Here is a 15689-nt window from a genome sequence, read left to right on the forward strand (position 1 = left end):
AGCTCAGACCTGGTTCGGTCGTTCCAGCCGCAACCCTTTGAGCAGATGAGGCCAGATCTTGTATCCCTTGGCCGGCCTTGACGTGTTGGGCTTCCGGTAGATCGGCATCAGACCCATGAGTCGCATCAACCGCCCCGTGCTTGGTGATTGGCTTGAGCGCGCCGGACCGGAACCGGCCCGGCTGGGGTTCGCGATCAGCACCATCCTGGCCCCCGCAGCCATCTATGTCGGTGGAACGCTGCCGCATCTGGTGCGAGAAGAGCTTGCGCGATGGCTGGAGTTTGCCAGCTCCGATCCGTTCGACGGCGCGCGCGTGGTTCAGCCGGAAATTTTGCTGCCGGAGGTAAATGCGGCAGATACGGTCGCCTTCGGCGCTGCCGTGATGGCCCTTCATGATCTGGCAGCTATGGACCAGGGCGTGGACCCAGTCTGGATACGAAGCCTATGGTCTGTCTGCGACAGCCACGGCAGTTCCTTTGGAACGTGACGTCTTGGTGCATAACTTCCTGCCGGACGCACGCGTCATCATTTTTCCTTTCATTCGTCGCGGTGCTGCAGGTCGGTGCCGGGCTGGTCGTGATCTTTTCGGGCCTCTGCGTCTGAAGCGGTAAGGCTGGCGCAGGGCGAGCCGAAGCCGGATTGAAACGAGCGCCCACACCTACGCGCATGAATTGTGCGTCGATAAGCCTCATCATGCGTGATCTGATTAAAAAACACCTTCAAAAGCAACAACTCTGCACATTTCACGCGCCATCAGTGCGATACAACCGCAAAAGACCCTTAAACAAGAAATCGATGAGATCCCGCATGTACGTTTACCAATCCATCGCCCAATCCCTTGCCGATCACGGTCAGGATACGATGTTCGGGCTGATGGGGGATGCCAATCTCTTCATGGTTGATCATTTCGTGCGTGCTGTTGGCGCAACCTTCGTACCCGTGGCATACGAAGGCAGTTCGGTTCTGATGGCGCTGTCTTACGGGCGTGTTGCGGGCAAGGTCGGGATCGCCACGGTCACCCATGGTCCAGCCCTGACGAACTGCGTCACTGCTCTGACCGAAGGCGCGCGGGCGCATATCCCGATGGTCCTGCTGGCCGGCGATACCGCCGTCTCGAACCCGCACAACCTTCAGAACATCGACCAGCGCGAAACGGTCAAGATCACCGGAGCCGGTTTCGAACAGATGCGTGCTCCCGAGACTGCTTCTTACGATGTTGCCCATGCGATCTACAGGGCGCAGGTGGAAAAGCGCCCCATTGTTCTGAACATGCCGGTCGATTTCATGTGGCAGGAGGTCGAACACGTCCGCCACGTTTTTCCTGCTTACACGGCGGCCTCTTACGTGCCTGAAGGCGACGACCTTGATCAGGCCGTCGGCATGATCGCCAGTGCGAAACGTCCGATCATCCTGGCAGGCATCGGGGCCAAGGACGCTACCACGCAGATCAAGGCGCTGGCCGACCGGCTGGAGGCCCCGCTCGCTACCACGCTGAAGGCCAAGGGGATGTTCAACGATCATCCCTTCAATATCGATATCTTCGGTACGCTGTCGACGCCTGCCGCCTATGAAGCAATCGGCAAGGCAGATTGTATCATCGCGTTCGGGACATCCTTGCACCATTTTACCACCGACAAGGGTGCGCTGATGAAGGATAAGCGCGTCATACAGATCAACAATACCGTCACCGAGGTTGCCAGGAATTATCACCCCGACGTAGCGCTCGTGGCCGACGCAGGCCTGACCGCCGACAATATCGTCTGGTGGCTGAACGAGGCCGAGATCCCCGGCAGCGGTTTTACCGCCGAACTTGATATTGGGGCGCTGACAGCTCATCCCAAGGGCAACCCGGACAAGGCTGCCCCGGGTTTCGTGAATTTCGAATACGCGCTGGACCGCCTTGAGGAGGCTTTGCCGAAGGACCGGTTTCTTACTACCGACGGCGGGCGCTTTATGACCGAGGTCTGGTGCCGCGTGTCCTGCCCCAATGCCAAAAGCTTCTTTGCGACGACGAATTTCGGCTCCATCGGCCTGGGGCTTCAGGTTGCCATCGGTGCAGGCTTTGCGGTGCCGAACCGACCGGTCGTGCTGTTTACCGGCGACGGCGGCTTCATGATGGGCGGCATCAATGAGTTCAACACCGCCGTCCGGATGAAGCAGGACCTGATCGTAATCGTGGCGAATGACTCTGCCTACGGAGCCGAGCACATCCAGTTTCTCGACCGCAAGATGGACCCGGGCCTGTCGATGTTCGATTGGCCCTCATTCGCACAGGTGGCGACTGCTCTGGGCGGTCAGGGGGTACTGGTTGAAACCAACGATGACCTGGACAAGGCGATCGAAGCGATTGGCACCCGGGAAAAACCGCTTCTGATCGAGCTACGATTGGACCCGAACGACGTGCCGCGCATGCGGATCTGACGGCGTCCTTTTTGAGTGCATTGGGTTCCAGCCCGAAGGTCCGTTTTCAGACCCCAGACCCATATCCGGTTAGCAGTTATTCGGCTCCCACACCATTGAGGAGCTTATCTACCGAAGCTTGCAGATGCCGTGACTGCCCGGAAGGCTGTTCGCTTGCGGTAACAACGTGCGTGGTCACCAATCCGGTCTCTGCAGCTGCCTCGCTGACACCAGAGATGTTCCTGTTGGTCTCCTGAACACCAACCGAGACGTCCTGAATGGACCAGGAGATTTCTCCGGTCGCCGCGCCCCGCTGCTCGACTGCTGAGGAGATCGAAACTACCATGCCGTCCAGTTCGGCAATGATTGTTGCCACTTCCTCCGCCCCAACGACAGCGCCATCAACTTCCGATTGGATCTGGGTGATCTGGTTGGAGATCTCCTCTGCGGCTTTTGCCGACTGACTGGCCAGATCTTTGAGCTCCACCGCGACGACCGCAAAGCCCTTGCCTGCTTCCCCGGCTCGCGCAGCCTCGATCGTGGCTTTGAGTGCCAGCAGATTGGTCTGTTCGGCAAAGGTTTGAGTGAGCGACGTGACTTCGCTGATCCAGGTGTTTGTCAAGATAGGGCCGGTTTGTCCCGGTGCAGGTAGATTGGTGTTGTCCAGGCCTGGTTGCCATCTTCCAGGTTGACGCAGATCCAGATCGGGGTGTCGCCTTTGGCGGCAATATCCACCTCAGCTTCGAAAGAGGCGCTGCGGTCCAGCGGCCCATCGGGCAGTCGTTGGGCTACCAGCTTGCGGGCGAGGCCTCCGGCTTCCATCACCACGGGGACCACGTTCATGGTTGCCGGAGCCAGAGACAGGTCGCCATGGTTGGTCGTCAAATGTACATCCGGCGCGTCGCCTGCGAGCCACATGTCGCAGCCCATCCGGTTGCCGGTCGTAATCGTGTTGAAGATCGCGCTATTGGAACCGACCTGATGCAGCGGTTGCTCCGGGTTCAGGCGGTTAACCGGCGCAAACCGATCAATCTGGCCATCCGAGACCTGAACACGGCCCTGCCAGCGGGTGTTGCGCCCGCGGCCCCGGTATTCGGCTCCAGACCACATCAGGCGGAGCCTGCTGCCCAGATCCGCATCGGCGTACCCGCGCCAGAGCGTGACCACATCGGTGCCACTGCGCAGTTCGATGCTTTCGATCCCGACCGGGGCATGGACTGCCACCGAGATCTTCGCATGTGCATCCGTGGTGCGCACGATGTCGCCCATCGTACAGGTTCGAACCTGTTCGCGCGTGCACTTCGGATCCGACAGGGGATTGCGGTGATAGAGGGTTCCCTCATTTTCCAATGTCGCCGTTAGGTCGATCGCGACCCGTGGACCGGAGGTGCCGTAGGTATGACGGCGGCGGATTGCCTCAAAGACCGCATCGCGCGAGTTTTCTTCCATCAGGAAGCAGGTCAGCCCACCGTAGGCACCGAAAAAGGACGCCCCCGGATAGGAAGCGCCGGGGCGCCCCTTGTGACCGTCGGAATTGGCGACCACACCGACACGCCGGCGCAAAGGGAAGCCGTCGGTCAGCACCCATTCGAAACTGCCCCAGGCAGAGTGAACCTCAACCGCGGCCTCCAGTTTGGGGTCGTGGTCGTAGAAGATGTTGGCATAACGACCGCCGACATGGGCATACATCACCGCATCCACCGGCTCGGCATGCAGCTTCTTATAGAGGTCCGTCAGCGTGTGGGCATCGGTATCCAGATCGTCCTGTTCGTCCACCAGAGCATGGGAGCACCGGTATATCCGGGCACCTTCTTCCCGAAAGAAAACATTGTGATCGCCACCGACGGCCGTGTTGCCCGACCATTCGTAGCCCGGCAGAACGGTGAAGGTGCCCGGTTCGTTCAGCTTGGCTGTCAGAGCGTTCAGTTTTTCCCAAAAGGCCGGCTTGATCTGAAAGTCGTTCGCCTGGTGAGCCGTGACATCCAGGAAGGCCTTGTTCCGGGCGAAGTCGAAATAATGTTCGATGGAATTCGTGCCGACTGTCTCGCCGGTCTGACCGTGCAGATCGCCCCAGTAATGGGCCTGTTTTCCCGCGCGGATTTGCAGCGGGCCGGCCTCGACCGTCTGGCCCTCGCGCGAGGTTAGCCGAATGGTCAGCAACCCTTCCCCGGCCACACGCAAGGGTTCGATCCGCATCGCCCCGCTGGCCGGGGCAAAATCGATCGTTTCGGGAAGCCCTTCGACGGGGATTGAGCTTTCCACGGTAAACCGGGTTGGTCCTTGCGCTGTCGGGTTGCCCCAGAGATCTTCGGCCTTGAGCCCCAGGCAGAAAGCTTCTCCCGGACGCCGGCGTGTCGGCAGCACGGCGACATGTCTGTGCAGGGGGCCCGCTCCGACGGTGAATTCCAGCCGGGTGTCGGGCAGCGGAATGAAGTTGCCGGTCGCCTGCACGTCGGCCATCACACGAAACACCCGTCCGCCTTCATAAAAGGTCGACATAAGAAGCCCGGGCGACCCCTGGCTCGTGTCGCCAAGCGTGATTTCGATGGTCTCGCCGGGGCGCAGATACCCGCCACGCTGATAGATCGTCAGGGTCTCGTTCCACGGACGCTGGCCGCCGTTGCGATCGTATTTCAGAACGAGCTGGCCTTCTCCGGAGGACCGTGCGCTGACGTAGTTCGCAGCGGTCGGATCCGTGGTCTGGAGCGCACCGGCGTCAGAAATCAACCGAAGGGCGACGCGGATCGCCCCGGTGTCGTCAAGGCCCAGCTTTCCCGTCGTGTAGGTTATCTTGAACGTCTGATAGCTGCGGACCTCCACATGAGAAGGACCTTCCATGTGAGCTCGACCGAAGAGCGCCGGATCTGTCCCGGGAATGGTCTTCAATCGGGTTTCGCCGATCATCTCGGGATTGACATCAGCCTTGGTCGTCATGGGGTCTCCTAGAGGTTTCTGACCCGAATTTTACAAAACTATATAGTAATTGAAAGGGAAATTTCTCCTGCCCGCTATTCCGAATGGCTGTTGGGACCAAGTGTCAGAAATCGCTCGTAATGACGCCGTTGATAGCGAAACTGCATGTTTATTGGTCATGTGTTTGATCATTTTTAATCCGCCCTGGAGCGGTTTTTCCTTGCTTTTTCTCTGATTGTCGAAAAACTATATAGTATTAACACTGCGCTGACAGGAGCCTGCAATGACCCGTAAGCTGTTTCGAATGGCCTCCCTCCTCCTCGCGCTGGCCATGCCAGGTGCCGCGCTTGCGGGCGACTATCCAACGAAGCCGATCAGCTTGATCGTCCCGTATAAGGCCGGGGGATCCGTCGAGACCATGGGGCGGGTCTTCGCTGATCAGCTCGGTGAAGCGCTCGGCGGAAAGGTCCTTGTTCAAACAATGCCTGGAGCGGGTGGAAAGATCGGCACGACCATGGTGTCGGAGATGAAGCCTGACGGCTATACGTTGCTGTTCTCGCCGGACTCCACGATCTTGTGGCCGCCAATTGCAAAGGAAGTGGAGTACTCGCTTGAGAGCTTTACCCCGATCATCAAGATTGCAAATTTGCAGCAGGCGCTGGTGACCTCCAAGTCCTCGGGCATCGAAACCTTTGATGCGTTGCTGGAAGCATCCGCCAAAGGCAAGTTGAGCTACGCCGACCAAAATGCGATCTCACGGGCATTCGTGAACTATATTGCCAAGGAAGAAGGCGTCGACTGGGTCGCCATCCCCACCAAGGGCGGCGGTGAAATGGTCCCGTTCCTGCTCGGTGGCAAGATTGACTTTGCCTGGTCCGGCGGAGTGCACAACCGCTACCTGGACAAGATGAACGTCGTGCTGGCGATGACCGCCGATCCGCTGCAAACCACCCCTGACGTCCCAACCATCCAGGAAAAATACGGCGTTGCGATGCCTACCGGGGCCACGATCTGGGCTCCTGCAGGCCTTCCGGAGGACATTCTCAAGGCCTTGGTCGATGCTTCTGTGAAGGCAGTCGAATCCGAGGCCTATACCGATTTGATGGCCAACAAGCTGGGCTTCCCGAAAGCCAGCGTCACCGGAGAAACCTTGGTCAACGAGATTGCCGCGGTAAACAAGGGTCTTCAAACGGTTTACGAGAAAACCTCGCAATGAGCGGGTCCGCTCAAAATCTGCGAGACGCCTCCGGGCGTCTCGATTTTCTGATCGGACTGGTTGCCGTGTTGGCAGCGGTCTTTGCCATTGTCTGGCTGATACCCACACAAGTCGAAATACCTGCCGTAACCGATCAGTTGTCGCCGAGGCTCTTTCCAACCTTGTCGGCGGGTGTCGTGGGACTGTTCGGCCTTGCCTTGATGTTCCGCTCGCGACGCTGGATCCTTGAGCCTGGTGGTCACGAAGGCTTTCGGTTTTTTGTCGAGGCGCTCGCCTGGGTGGCTTGGGCCACAATGGTAATGCTGCTGCTTTCCTACGCCGGCTTCGTGATCACGGGGGCTGTTTCCTGCTTTGCCGGTATGTTGTTGGTCGGTCAAAGACGCCAACTTCTTTGGTGCGCACTCGGCTCGATCCTGCTGCCTTTGGCCGTTCAGCAACTGGCCTGGTACGCCTTCTATATTCAGCTTCCCTGAGTGGATATGATGCAAGACATAGTTCTTCATGCCTTCGCGGCGGCGATCCAGCCGATGAACTTGATTTTCATTGCGTTCGGTATCTTTCTGGGGATCGTCATTGGCGCTCTCCCGGGTCTTGGCAGCGTCACCGCCATGGCGGTCCTGATACCGCTCACCTTTTACATGTCTCCGCTGACAGCTATTGCCTTCCTCGTCGGCGTGAACAAGGGAGGCACCTCGGGCGGGGCAGTTCCAGCGATTTTGCTGAATTCCCCCGGCACGCCCGAATCCGCGGCTACCGCGTGGGATGGTTACCCCATGGCCCGGCGGGGAGAGGCATTCCGGGCTCTGAAATTTGCTCTCTTTTCCTCTGTGACCGGGGATACGATTTCCGACCTCCTGCTCATCGTTCTGGTCGTCCCCTTTGCAGCCTTTGCGCTGCAATTCGGTCCGGTCGAATATACGGCAGTCCTGTTGTTTTCCTTTGCCCTGATTGCAGGGATAGCCGGCGATTCACCGCTGAAAAGCGGTATGGCCATTTTCATCGGCATTTTTCTTGCCACCGTCGGGCTCGATCCGGTTTCCTCAACGCCGCGTTTCACCTTTGGCCGCATTGAACTTTATGACGGGCTGTCGCTTGCCGCGCTGGCCATAGGGGCATTGGCTCTGTCTTCGGTGGTGATGCAGATCTCGGATCTGGCAACCAGACGCGTGGTAGACGATTTTGCCGCGAACCAGGCTGTAGACAAGCAAGACCGCAAACTCCCGGCGCGCGAATTCTTTTCCTACTGGCGGACCCTGATAAGAGGCGCGCTCATCGGCTCGCTTGTGGGTATGTTGCCAGGGCTCGGAGTGACCCTCGCCTCCTTCATGTCCTATGCCGCGGCCAGGCGTTCATCAAAGCACAAGGAAAAGTTCGGTCACGGTGAGCCGGAGGGGATTATCGCCACGGAGAGCGCGAACAGCGCCGTGGTCGGGTCGAACCTTATTCCAACAATCGCCCTCGGTATCCCCGGAAACATCGCAGCGGCTCTTCTGATCGGGGCATTGATGATGCACGGGGTTGTGCCCGGTCCCTTCATGCTGCAAATGCATGGAGAACTGATCTACGGACTTTTCGCCTCGATGATTGTCGCCAACCTGCTTCACCTGTTGATCGGGCGGGCGGGACTGTCGCTTTGGATTCTATTCGCCCGCGTGCCACGGCGGATCATCCTTCCGCCGGTCCTGATGCTTTGTATTTTCGGAATATATCTTCCGTCCCAATCCCTGTGGGATGTGGGCGTGATGCTTGCCTTTGCCGGCATGGGCATTTTGTTTACACGCGTCGGCATTTCCGTGGTCTGCACGGTGATCGGTTTTCTGCTTGGCGAGATGTTCGAGACGTCCTTGCGCCAGTCGCTGCTGCTTTTTCAGGTGGATGGGCTATCGATTCTGGCAAGTCCGATAGCTGGTATCTTCCTGTTGCTTACGATTATGATCGTAGCCCGGGCCCTTTGGCGAGGCAGCAGGAAGAAAGCAACGACAGCATGAGCAAAACCGGGATACGGGAACTTGAGACCGCTCCGCTGGATCTATGTGACCTGCTGCAGCGTAAGCTTGCCGAGGAGCATAGCCGTAACCCGCGTGAGACCAAGCGCAGCGCATTGCGGCTGGCGTTGATTTCCGCAATCCGTGACGGTGTCGTGAGACCCGGTGACCGGCTTCCGCCAGAAGCTGAAATCGCTGAGCGTCTGTCGCTTGCTCCTGGCACGGTGCAGAGCGCGCTTGGCCAGCTGCAGGACCTTGGCCTGATCGTGCGTCGGCGCGGCGACGGGACGCGGGTGGCGGATGGCGAACCTATCGGCCCCAATGTCTGGCACTTCCGCTTTCGTGTCGCGGCAACCGGCAAGCATTTCCGCGTTACCTCCACACGGGTGGAAGTGCTGCGAACGAATGACACCGGGGTTTGGTCGGAGCACCTGGGAGACGGCCCCTATACGGTCATCCGGCGCAGGATGTCGGGCGATGGCATCAACGTGGGTGCCGAGATGTATTTGCCTGCGGGATTGATCAATATCGACAATATCGAACTGAGCGAGCTGGAAGGCGTCAACGTGCGCACCCACCTGGAGGCGTTGCTAGGCAAACGCGCTCAGCGACTTAGAACCACTGTCACGACGATGCAGCTGTCCTTGCGCGATGCTGCCATGTTCGATCTGGTGCCTGATACGCCGGTTTTCTTTATCCAGGCCCGCACCAGGCTAAGCGACGAGAAGCCGTTGTATCACCAGAACATTTATGCGCCTTCCGATCTTCTGGCGCTCGAATTCTGACTTGGTCGTGCATCTCCCATCAAATCTGGACACGCCCAATCCACGGGGAAACCAGGTGTGCTTTCCAATGAGGTTATTCAGCGCCTGAGGGCATCGCCGCGACCGAGGCTGCCAACTCCGCTGTTTCAGGCGCAAACCTCATCCCGGTGCTGTCGCTCGGCATTCCGGGCAACGCCGCAGCTGTGTTCCTGATCCTCGCCGCCGAGAGCATCGGCGGCTTCAATCCGGGACCCCAGGTCTTTCACTTCACCGCGCCTCAAGTGAACCCCGAACTGGTTACTGCCTTCGGCATTTTCACTCTGATGTCGATCGGGAACATCCTGAACTGGACCATCGGCGGCCGCTTCATGCGCTCGATGGGGGTGCTTGCCAAGATACCCGGTCCCATCCTGCTGCCGGTGGTGCTTCTGGTCACCCTGACAGCGATCTACGTCCAGCAGACATCGTTCTTTGCGCTCTGGGTGACCTTCGGTTTCGGCATTCTCGGCTACGTACTCCGGCGTTGTGACGTGCCTGTCCTGCCCTTCGTCATCGCGTTCATCCTTGCCCGGCCGCTGGAACAAACCGCGCGGGAGGCTTTCTCCGCGACAGATGGCGACCCATGGTTCCTGTTCCACAGCGCCACCTCGATCGCCTTCATGTTGGCGGCGATCGCGTCGGTTCTATTCCTTGGACGCAAGTAAGCAGAAATGCAGAAGCAGCGGCGCAATTGTCCGTTGCCCACCCACTTTGGGTCATTGGTTCCGACCGCAGCGAAAGTCTGCTTCCCGCCCATTTTGTTGATATTTGCAGCCGATTTTCTTCTTTCTCGTATGAGATAAACCTTCACTCCGTTTGGAGGACGATCTAGATGAGATTGGAGCTATAGAGATGGTCTCAACACTTCCCCTGGCCGTGGGCCAGAGGATGGTATTCGCATTCCAAAATGGGTCTTTACCGGTAATTGGTTTCAGGGTCCTTCGGCTCAAATGCCGCCGACGCAAGTGTACTTGATGTCGAAGTAATCCAGGATACCCTGGCTGCCACCCTCCTTGCCAAGGCCGCTGGACTTCAGGCCGCCGAAAGGTGCTTCGACCGTTGTAATCAAGCCTTCATTGACGCCAATCAGCCCGTACTGCAGCTTTTCGCTCATGCGGAAAGTGCGGCCGAGGTCACGGGTATAGACATAAGCGGCGAGGCCGAAGTCAGTGTCGTTGGCAGCTGCGACCACCTCTTCTTCTGTATCGAAACGGAAAATTGCAGATACCGGCCCGAAGATCTCCTCACGCGCGATGCTCATGCCCGTCTTGATGCCGGTGAGGACTGTCGGTTCGAACCATGTTCCACCAAGCGCGTGTCCCTTCCCGCCCGTCTCGACGGTCGCACCGTTTGAAACGGCGTCGTCAACGAGTTCCTTGACCTTGTCGAATGCAGACTGATCCACCAGCGGACCTTGTTCAACGCCGGCGTCAGCTCCTGCCCCAACGGTCAGGGCCTTGGTTGCCTCGGTCAGCCGTTTGACAAATGCATCATGTATGCCCGACTGAACGTAGAAACGATTGGCGCATACACAGGTTTGCCCCGAGTTGCGGTACTTTGCGATCATCGCACCTTGAACGGCCTTGTCGAGATCCGCGTCATCAAAAACGATAAACGGAGCGTTGCCGCCAAGTTCCATCGACACTTTCTTCACGGTATCAGCGGATTGCCGGATCAGTTCCTTTCCGACTTCGGTCGAACCTGTGAAAGTGACCTTGCGCACACGCGGGTCGGTCATGATTGTACTGCCGATCTGCCGGGCAGACCCTGTGACAATGTTGATGACGCCCGCCGGATAACCAACCTCTTCGGCAAGCTTGCCCCAGGCAAGCGCGGAATACGGCGTCAGCGATGCGGGTTTCACCACAGTGGTGCATCCTGCGGCGAGTGCCGGACCAAGCTTGCGAGCAAGCATTGAGGACGGAAAATTCCAGGGCGTGATGGCCGCAACGACACCGACAGGGTGATGTGTCACCAGAAGCTGGCGCCCGTTGACGGGGGAAGGAACGACCTCGCCCTTGGTGCGGCGAACCTCCTCCGCGAACCACAGAATATAAGCCGCGCCGATGGCAATCTCCCCGCGCGATTCAGCCAGGGGCTTTCCCTGTTCCGCCGTCAGCAGCGCCGCCAAAGGCTCCTGATTGTCCAACAAGGCGTCATGCAGATCACGCAGCAACTTCACGCGCTTGGCCAGATCCAGCGAGGAATATCCGGGAAAGGCTTCAACAGCGGCATTGATTGCTGCAGTCGTTTCGGCCGCACCGAAAGCCGGCACTCGGCCGAGTTCTTCACCGGTGGCCGGGTTTGTGACGAGGATCGATTGATCCGCAGCTGGAGAGAGCCACTCTCCGCCAATCAGATTGGCGTTGATGAGGTACTTCGCATAACCGGCCATATCAGATGTCTCCGTATGTGTGCCGGAAGGAAGCATCTGCCGGAGAAAACGCTTCGCCCTCCCCGCCAAAGACTGCGTGCTTGTGCCAGGGCGTTGCTTCTGCATCCGTCAGAGCGTTCAAATCGTCCATGTAGGTGCCTGCATCACCCGAGAGTTCATCCCTAATTCTGCTCCAGTCGGGGAAGTGACCGAAGGCGTCCAGCCAGATTGCCCGTCCGGCCAGATAGCCGGACGCACCGGCTTTATAGGCGTGGGTCAGGATCTTGCGGAAAGCCGGCTTGCTGGCGCCGGCAGAAAGCATCACCCAGGGCCTTCCGGCAAGCCTGCCCATTTCGTCGAATGTCTGCTGCACCGCTTGCCAGTCGCCCTCACCGACGCCTGGAACGTCAGCCGCGCTTACAGGGCTTTCGAGCTTGAAGACATCAACGCCGTAGTCCGGTTTCGCGAATTCCTCAACGGATTTCAGGACGTCATCGGACCGCTTGCCCTGCATCTCGACGTAGTCCTTGGTCTGGTGAGCATCGGAGTCGAGCGGGAATACCAGCAGTTCGAAAAGGAACGGGATATCGTATTTGGCACAGGCCTCACCGATCCGTTTCGTGAAGTCCTGCTGGTGGCGGTTCATCTCCGGATCGGCATCCGGGCGGTACCAGGCAAGAACCTTCACTGCATCACCGCCCATACGTTTGATCTTGCCGACGGACCAATCATCGATCGGCGAGGAACGGCGGCCTTTGCCCGTGTCCTCGAAAATCGAGTCCTCCAAAGTCACAATCAGCCCCTTGGTTGGCGACAGGGTCGGGAGACCTCTGGGAATTGCAAAATGAGGATCGAGAAGAAGTGCGGTCGATTTGTCTTGCAGTGTTTCAATCAGCAACCGCTTGAATTCAGCCACATCGTCATACGGAGCCGTGTCCGTTCCATAGTGTTTGGCAATCGCCGCCTTAATTGGTGGCCTTTGATCCACGGCCGTCATCTTGAACAGCCCGTTGGCGTCGGCCATTCGGCGCATGCCCCACAATTTTCCAGCGCTCAGTGGCATGAAACAGTCTCCCTTAGAAAATTCTCGACTTCGTTTTTACAAGGCAGCGGAGAGCCGCCACCAATTCGTGTGGTCTTCAACGCGGCCGCAGCATTGGCGCGTGTTACGGCCTCCAATTCGCCATAGCCTTCACAAAGCGCGAGTGTGAAAGCGCCGTGCCAGACGTCTCCGGCTCCCAGCGTGTCAACGGCTTTCACCTTGAACGCGGGCACCTCAGACAGCGTTTGTCCGTCGTGACAGAGGACAGAGGATGAGCCTCGGGTGACGCAGACCCATGCCCTGAGGCTCGCGGCGGCACGAGAAAGCGCATCCGCGTCTGCTCCGCCGGCGAAATCGGCGAGCCCCTGTTCGGAAAACGCAACATGAGTTGCCCCGCGCAAGGCCTCTGCGGCGTGGTTCACCGGAGCTTCCGCATCGACAACACAGGGAATTCCAACCGAGCGAGCCGCTTCGACGAGATCCACAGCCCCTTTTGGCCAGCGTGTGTCGACCAGGACGCCGGAAGCCTTTTGCAGATCGACCCGGGCGGCGCCGATTTCGTATAGGTTCTCAGAGCGATGATTGATGATGGTGCGTTCGCCGTTCGCATCGACCAGCACGGCCGAATGCGCCGTCGCCTCTCCTGCCCGCTCGGTCAGATACCGGCCATCGATCCGGAGAGCCTTGAGTTCATCCCGGACAAACTTTCCGAAGATGTCATCGCCCACCACGCCGGAAAGAAACGCCTGACCGCCGAGAGAGGCAATCGCATGTGCGGCGTTCAACGCGCATCCGCCGGTGGTCAGATAGGAGTGCGAAGCCCTGTGCTTCAGGCCCTCCTCAAGGGCGCCCTTGATCAGGTAGACCGCGTCGACCGTTACTATGCCAGCACACACGACTACGGGTGATTTCATTTCCACCGCACCTCCCGACGACCCGTTATCAATGCGGGTCTTAACGACTGCAATTTCAATCTTATATAAGATATAAAAATTGAAGATTCAACACTTGACGTTCATTCAATTTATTTCTTATATAAGATACATAAGGCGGTAAAAAAATACGCCTTTGCGTAATAGCGCGCGGGGAGGAAATGGCTTCAAACGTTTACAGGGCGCTCGTCGCTCTCAACTCGGTGTTGATACGTGTCTGCACGGCGGCGATCGCGTCCCTTCTCGGGGTGATCGTTGTCATCATGATTGTCTCGGTCTTGTGCAGATACCTCCTGAACAATCCGCTTTCCTGGAGCGATGATGCGTGTCTCATCTCCCTGGTCTGGATGACCTTGCTGGGGCTCGTGGTGGGGATGCGGCAAGGGCACATCGCTGTTGAGGGACTGCTCTCCGTATTGCCTTCTCCGCTCGCCAAAATGGTCAACACGGCCGTTTACGTGGCGGTTTGTTTTATCGCTGTGATGGTCGTGTGGGTGGGCTTCGGCTTTGTGAAGCAGGGGATGGCTCGCATCGTACCCAGCCTCGACTGGATAAAGCAAGGCTATGTTTATCTCGCCGTTCCTGTCGGGTTTCTGCTCATCGTTCCCTTGTGCGTGGAACAGGCGCTGCGGCCGTTTTTTCCTCACCTAGACCAGCCGACGGGTGAATGATCATGCCACTGTTTGTTAGCTTGACGATCGTCGCGGCCTTGCTGGGCATGCCGATAGTCTTCGCCCTCGCCTTCGGACCGCTTGCCGGGTTTGTGATCGATGGCAAGCAGGTGATGGCGCAGATAGGTTTGCAGCGGTTTTTCGCGGGCATCAACCAGTTCCCGTTGCTTGCAATTCCCCTGTTCATTCTGGCCGGGGAAATCATGAACGCAGGCGAGATCACCCGCCGGCTCGTGACGTTCTCGAAACTCCTCGTCGGCCACCTGAGAGGCGGCCTGGCCCATGTGAACATCCTGTCAAGCATTCTGTTTGCAGGATTGAGCGGTTCCGCCGTTGCAGACACCACCGCACTGGGATCGATGCTCATTCCCGCGATGGAGAAGGATGGCTACACCCGCAAATTCGCAACAGCCGTCACCGCTGCGTCCTCGATAATCGGGCCGATCATTCCTCCGAGCATCATCATGATCGTCTACGCGTACATCATGAACGTGTCGGTCGGGGCTCTTTTTGCCGCCGGACTTGTCCCCGGACTTCTGATGGGGGCCAGCCTTATGGCAATGACGGCTATCATCGCGCGGAAGCGCAACTTCCCCAAGCGCGAGGGGCTTCCTTCAAGGAAAGAAGCCGTCACCGGGATTGTTCAAGGCTTCTTCCCGTTGATGACACCGGTCATCATTCTCGGCGGTATCCTTCTTGGGATCGTCTCGCCAACGGAAGCAGCCGTGCTGGCGGTCGCCTATTCGCTGGTTCTCAGTCTCGTCAGCGGGACACTGTCTCCCGGTGCGATCCCCGGCCTGTTCGTGAGAGCGGCGAAATCCTCATCGATTGTTCTTCTGATGATTGGATCGGCCTCCCTGTTCGGTTGGGCGCTCAATATCGCCGGTATCCCGCAGTCCCTTGCCCGCCTGGTTCTGGACATCACGGAAAACCCCATCCTCTTTCTCTTGCTGATCAATCTGGTGCTGTTTGTCGTCGGAATGTTCCTTGATGCCGGACCGGCCATTCTGATCGTCGGCCCGGTCTTGGGCCCGACAATGCTGGGCATGGATATCAGCCCCATCCATTTCGCGGTCATCATGTGTCTGAACCTGACCATCGGCTTGGCAACTCCGCCCTTTGGACTTGTCCTGTTCGCATCCGCGGCGGTTTCAAAGCTCCGGGTGGGGGAAATCGTCCGGGCAATGCTGCCTTTTTATCTGGTGCACATCCTGGTGATCCTGGCCATCACCCTGATCCCAGACATCTCTCTCGCCCTGCCAAGACTACTTGGCTATCCCGTCTAACAACTAATCTTCAAATGGAGGAGTACTATGAAGATCGGTTTGAAAAGCGCAGTAACTGCAATTGCGT

General features: G+C 58.3%; 13 protein-coding genes and 2 pseudogenes. 9 read left to right on the forward strand and 6 right to left on the reverse strand.

All coding sequences use genetic code 11. The features are described from left to right. Positions 1-6 precede the first annotated feature (6 nt). Positions 7-129 (reverse strand): annotated as a pseudogene (locus V1T76_RS25645) (IS3 family transposase); the annotation flags it as partial. Between V1T76_RS25645 and V1T76_RS25650 the strand changes: the two are divergent. Next, positions 116-487 (forward strand): hypothetical protein, encoded by a 372-nt coding sequence (locus V1T76_RS25650; RefSeq protein ID WP_330563670.1) that lies wholly within the window; start codon positions 116-118, stop codon positions 485-487. The pseudogene V1T76_RS25645 and the gene V1T76_RS25650 sit on opposite strands and share 14 nt — an antisense overlap. Before the next feature lie 320 nt (positions 488-807). Then, positions 808-2421 (forward strand): thiamine pyrophosphate-binding protein, encoded by a 1614-nt coding sequence (locus tag V1T76_RS25655; RefSeq protein WP_330563524.1) that lies wholly within the window; start codon positions 808-810, stop codon positions 2419-2421. 76 nt (positions 2422-2497) lie between these two features. On the opposite strand, the gene V1T76_RS25660 is transcribed toward V1T76_RS25655, so the two are convergent. After that, positions 2498-3022: a methyl-accepting chemotaxis protein gene (locus V1T76_RS25660; RefSeq protein WP_330563525.1), complete on the reverse strand. Its 525-nt coding sequence runs from the start codon at positions 3020-3022 to the stop codon at positions 2498-2500. Further along, entirely contained in the window at positions 3019-5334 is a 2316-nt protein-coding gene (locus V1T76_RS25665) for a DUF3604 domain-containing protein (protein ID WP_330563526.1), read from the reverse strand. The genes V1T76_RS25660 and V1T76_RS25665 overlap by 4 nt, the downstream gene beginning before the upstream one ends. 262 nt (positions 5335-5596) lie before the next feature. Between V1T76_RS25665 and V1T76_RS25670 the strand changes: the two genes are divergently transcribed. From V1T76_RS25670 to V1T76_RS25690, 5 genes and pseudogenes are all read left to right on the forward strand, one after another. Then, positions 5597-6529, forward strand: coding sequence for a Bug family tripartite tricarboxylate transporter substrate binding protein (locus tag V1T76_RS25670; RefSeq protein ID WP_330563527.1), 933 nt, complete (start codon positions 5597-5599; stop codon positions 6527-6529). Further along, positions 6526-7002 (forward strand): tripartite tricarboxylate transporter TctB family protein, encoded by a 477-nt coding sequence (locus V1T76_RS25675; protein ID WP_330563528.1) that lies wholly within the window; start codon positions 6526-6528, stop codon positions 7000-7002. The genes V1T76_RS25670 and V1T76_RS25675 overlap by 4 nt, the downstream gene beginning before the upstream one ends. A gap of 6 nt (positions 7003-7008) precedes the next feature. Continuing rightward, positions 7009-8517, forward strand: coding sequence for a tripartite tricarboxylate transporter permease (locus tag V1T76_RS25680; RefSeq protein WP_330563529.1), 1509 nt, complete (start codon positions 7009-7011; stop codon positions 8515-8517). Beyond that, positions 8514-9299 carry a GntR family transcriptional regulator gene (locus V1T76_RS25685; RefSeq protein WP_330563530.1) on the forward strand — a complete coding sequence of 262 codons (786 nt, stop codon included), beginning with the start codon at positions 8514-8516 and terminating at the stop codon, positions 9297-9299. Before V1T76_RS25680 ends, V1T76_RS25685 begins: the two co-directional genes overlap by 4 nt. Positions 9300-9388: 89 nt before the next feature. Continuing rightward, a pseudogene (locus V1T76_RS25690) lies at positions 9389-9982 on the forward strand (tripartite tricarboxylate transporter permease); the annotation flags it as partial. 281 nt (positions 9983-10263) lie between these two features. Here the strand turns inward: V1T76_RS25690 and V1T76_RS25695 are convergent. The 3 genes from V1T76_RS25695 to V1T76_RS25705 are packed head-to-tail and all read right to left on the reverse strand — an operon-like array spanning position 10264 to position 13647. Beyond that, positions 10264-11712: an NAD-dependent succinate-semialdehyde dehydrogenase gene (locus V1T76_RS25695; RefSeq protein ID WP_330563531.1), complete on the reverse strand. Its 1449-nt coding sequence runs from the start codon at positions 11710-11712 to the stop codon at positions 10264-10266. 1 nt (position 11713) lies between these two features. Next, complete coding sequence (locus V1T76_RS25700; protein ID WP_330563532.1) at positions 11714-12754, reverse strand: tagatose 1,6-diphosphate aldolase; 1041 nt, start codon at positions 12752-12754, stop codon at positions 11714-11716. Then, positions 12745-13647 (reverse strand): PfkB family carbohydrate kinase, encoded by a 903-nt coding sequence (locus V1T76_RS25705; protein WP_330563533.1) that lies wholly within the window; start codon positions 13645-13647, stop codon positions 12745-12747. Before V1T76_RS25705 ends, V1T76_RS25700 begins: the two co-directional genes overlap by 10 nt. Before the next feature lie 179 nt (positions 13648-13826). On the opposite strand from V1T76_RS25705, the gene V1T76_RS25710 reads away from it, so the two are divergent. Together V1T76_RS25710 and V1T76_RS25715 are read left to right on the forward strand one after the other, a co-directional pair. Next, on the forward strand, positions 13827-14336 hold the full coding sequence (locus V1T76_RS25710) for a TRAP transporter small permease (RefSeq protein ID WP_330563534.1): 510 nt from the start codon (positions 13827-13829) through the stop codon (positions 14334-14336). Positions 14337-14338: 2 nt separating this feature from the next. Beyond that, positions 14339-15622 (forward strand): TRAP transporter large permease, encoded by a 1284-nt coding sequence (locus V1T76_RS25715; protein ID WP_330563535.1) that lies wholly within the window; start codon positions 14339-14341, stop codon positions 15620-15622. The last annotated feature ends 67 nt before the right edge of the window (positions 15623-15689 follow it).

This window comes from Roseibium sp. FZY0029 (assembly GCF_036350355.1).
Lineage (GTDB): Bacteria > Pseudomonadota > Alphaproteobacteria > Rhizobiales > Stappiaceae > Roseibium.

Coding starts and splice junctions, on each gene's coding strand:
- V1T76_RS25650 (WP_330563670.1), top strand. CDS start 116: ATGAGTCGCATCAACCGCCCCGTGCTTGGTGATTGGCTTGAGCGCGCC.
- V1T76_RS25655 (WP_330563524.1), top strand. CDS start 808: ATGTACGTTTACCAATCCATCGCCCAATCCCTTGCCGATCACGGTCAG.
- V1T76_RS25665 (WP_330563526.1), bottom strand. CDS start 5,334: ATGACGACCAAGGCTGATGTCAATCCCGAGATGATCGGCGAAACCCGA.
- V1T76_RS25670 (WP_330563527.1), top strand. CDS start 5,597: ATGACCCGTAAGCTGTTTCGAATGGCCTCCCTCCTCCTCGCGCTGGCC.
- V1T76_RS25675 (WP_330563528.1), top strand. CDS start 6,526: ATGAGCGGGTCCGCTCAAAATCTGCGAGACGCCTCCGGGCGTCTCGAT.
- V1T76_RS25680 (WP_330563529.1), top strand. CDS start 7,009: ATGATGCAAGACATAGTTCTTCATGCCTTCGCGGCGGCGATCCAGCCG.
- V1T76_RS25685 (WP_330563530.1), top strand. CDS start 8,514: ATGAGCAAAACCGGGATACGGGAACTTGAGACCGCTCCGCTGGATCTA.
- V1T76_RS25695 (WP_330563531.1), bottom strand. CDS start 11,712: ATGGCCGGTTATGCGAAGTACCTCATCAACGCCAATCTGATTGGCGGA.
- V1T76_RS25700 (WP_330563532.1), bottom strand. CDS start 12,754: ATGCCACTGAGCGCTGGAAAATTGTGGGGCATGCGCCGAATGGCCGAC.
- V1T76_RS25705 (WP_330563533.1), bottom strand. CDS start 13,647: ATGAAATCACCCGTAGTCGTGTGTGCTGGCATAGTAACGGTCGACGCG.
- V1T76_RS25710 (WP_330563534.1), top strand. CDS start 13,827: ATGGCTTCAAACGTTTACAGGGCGCTCGTCGCTCTCAACTCGGTGTTG.
- V1T76_RS25715 (WP_330563535.1), top strand. CDS start 14,339: ATGCCACTGTTTGTTAGCTTGACGATCGTCGCGGCCTTGCTGGGCATG.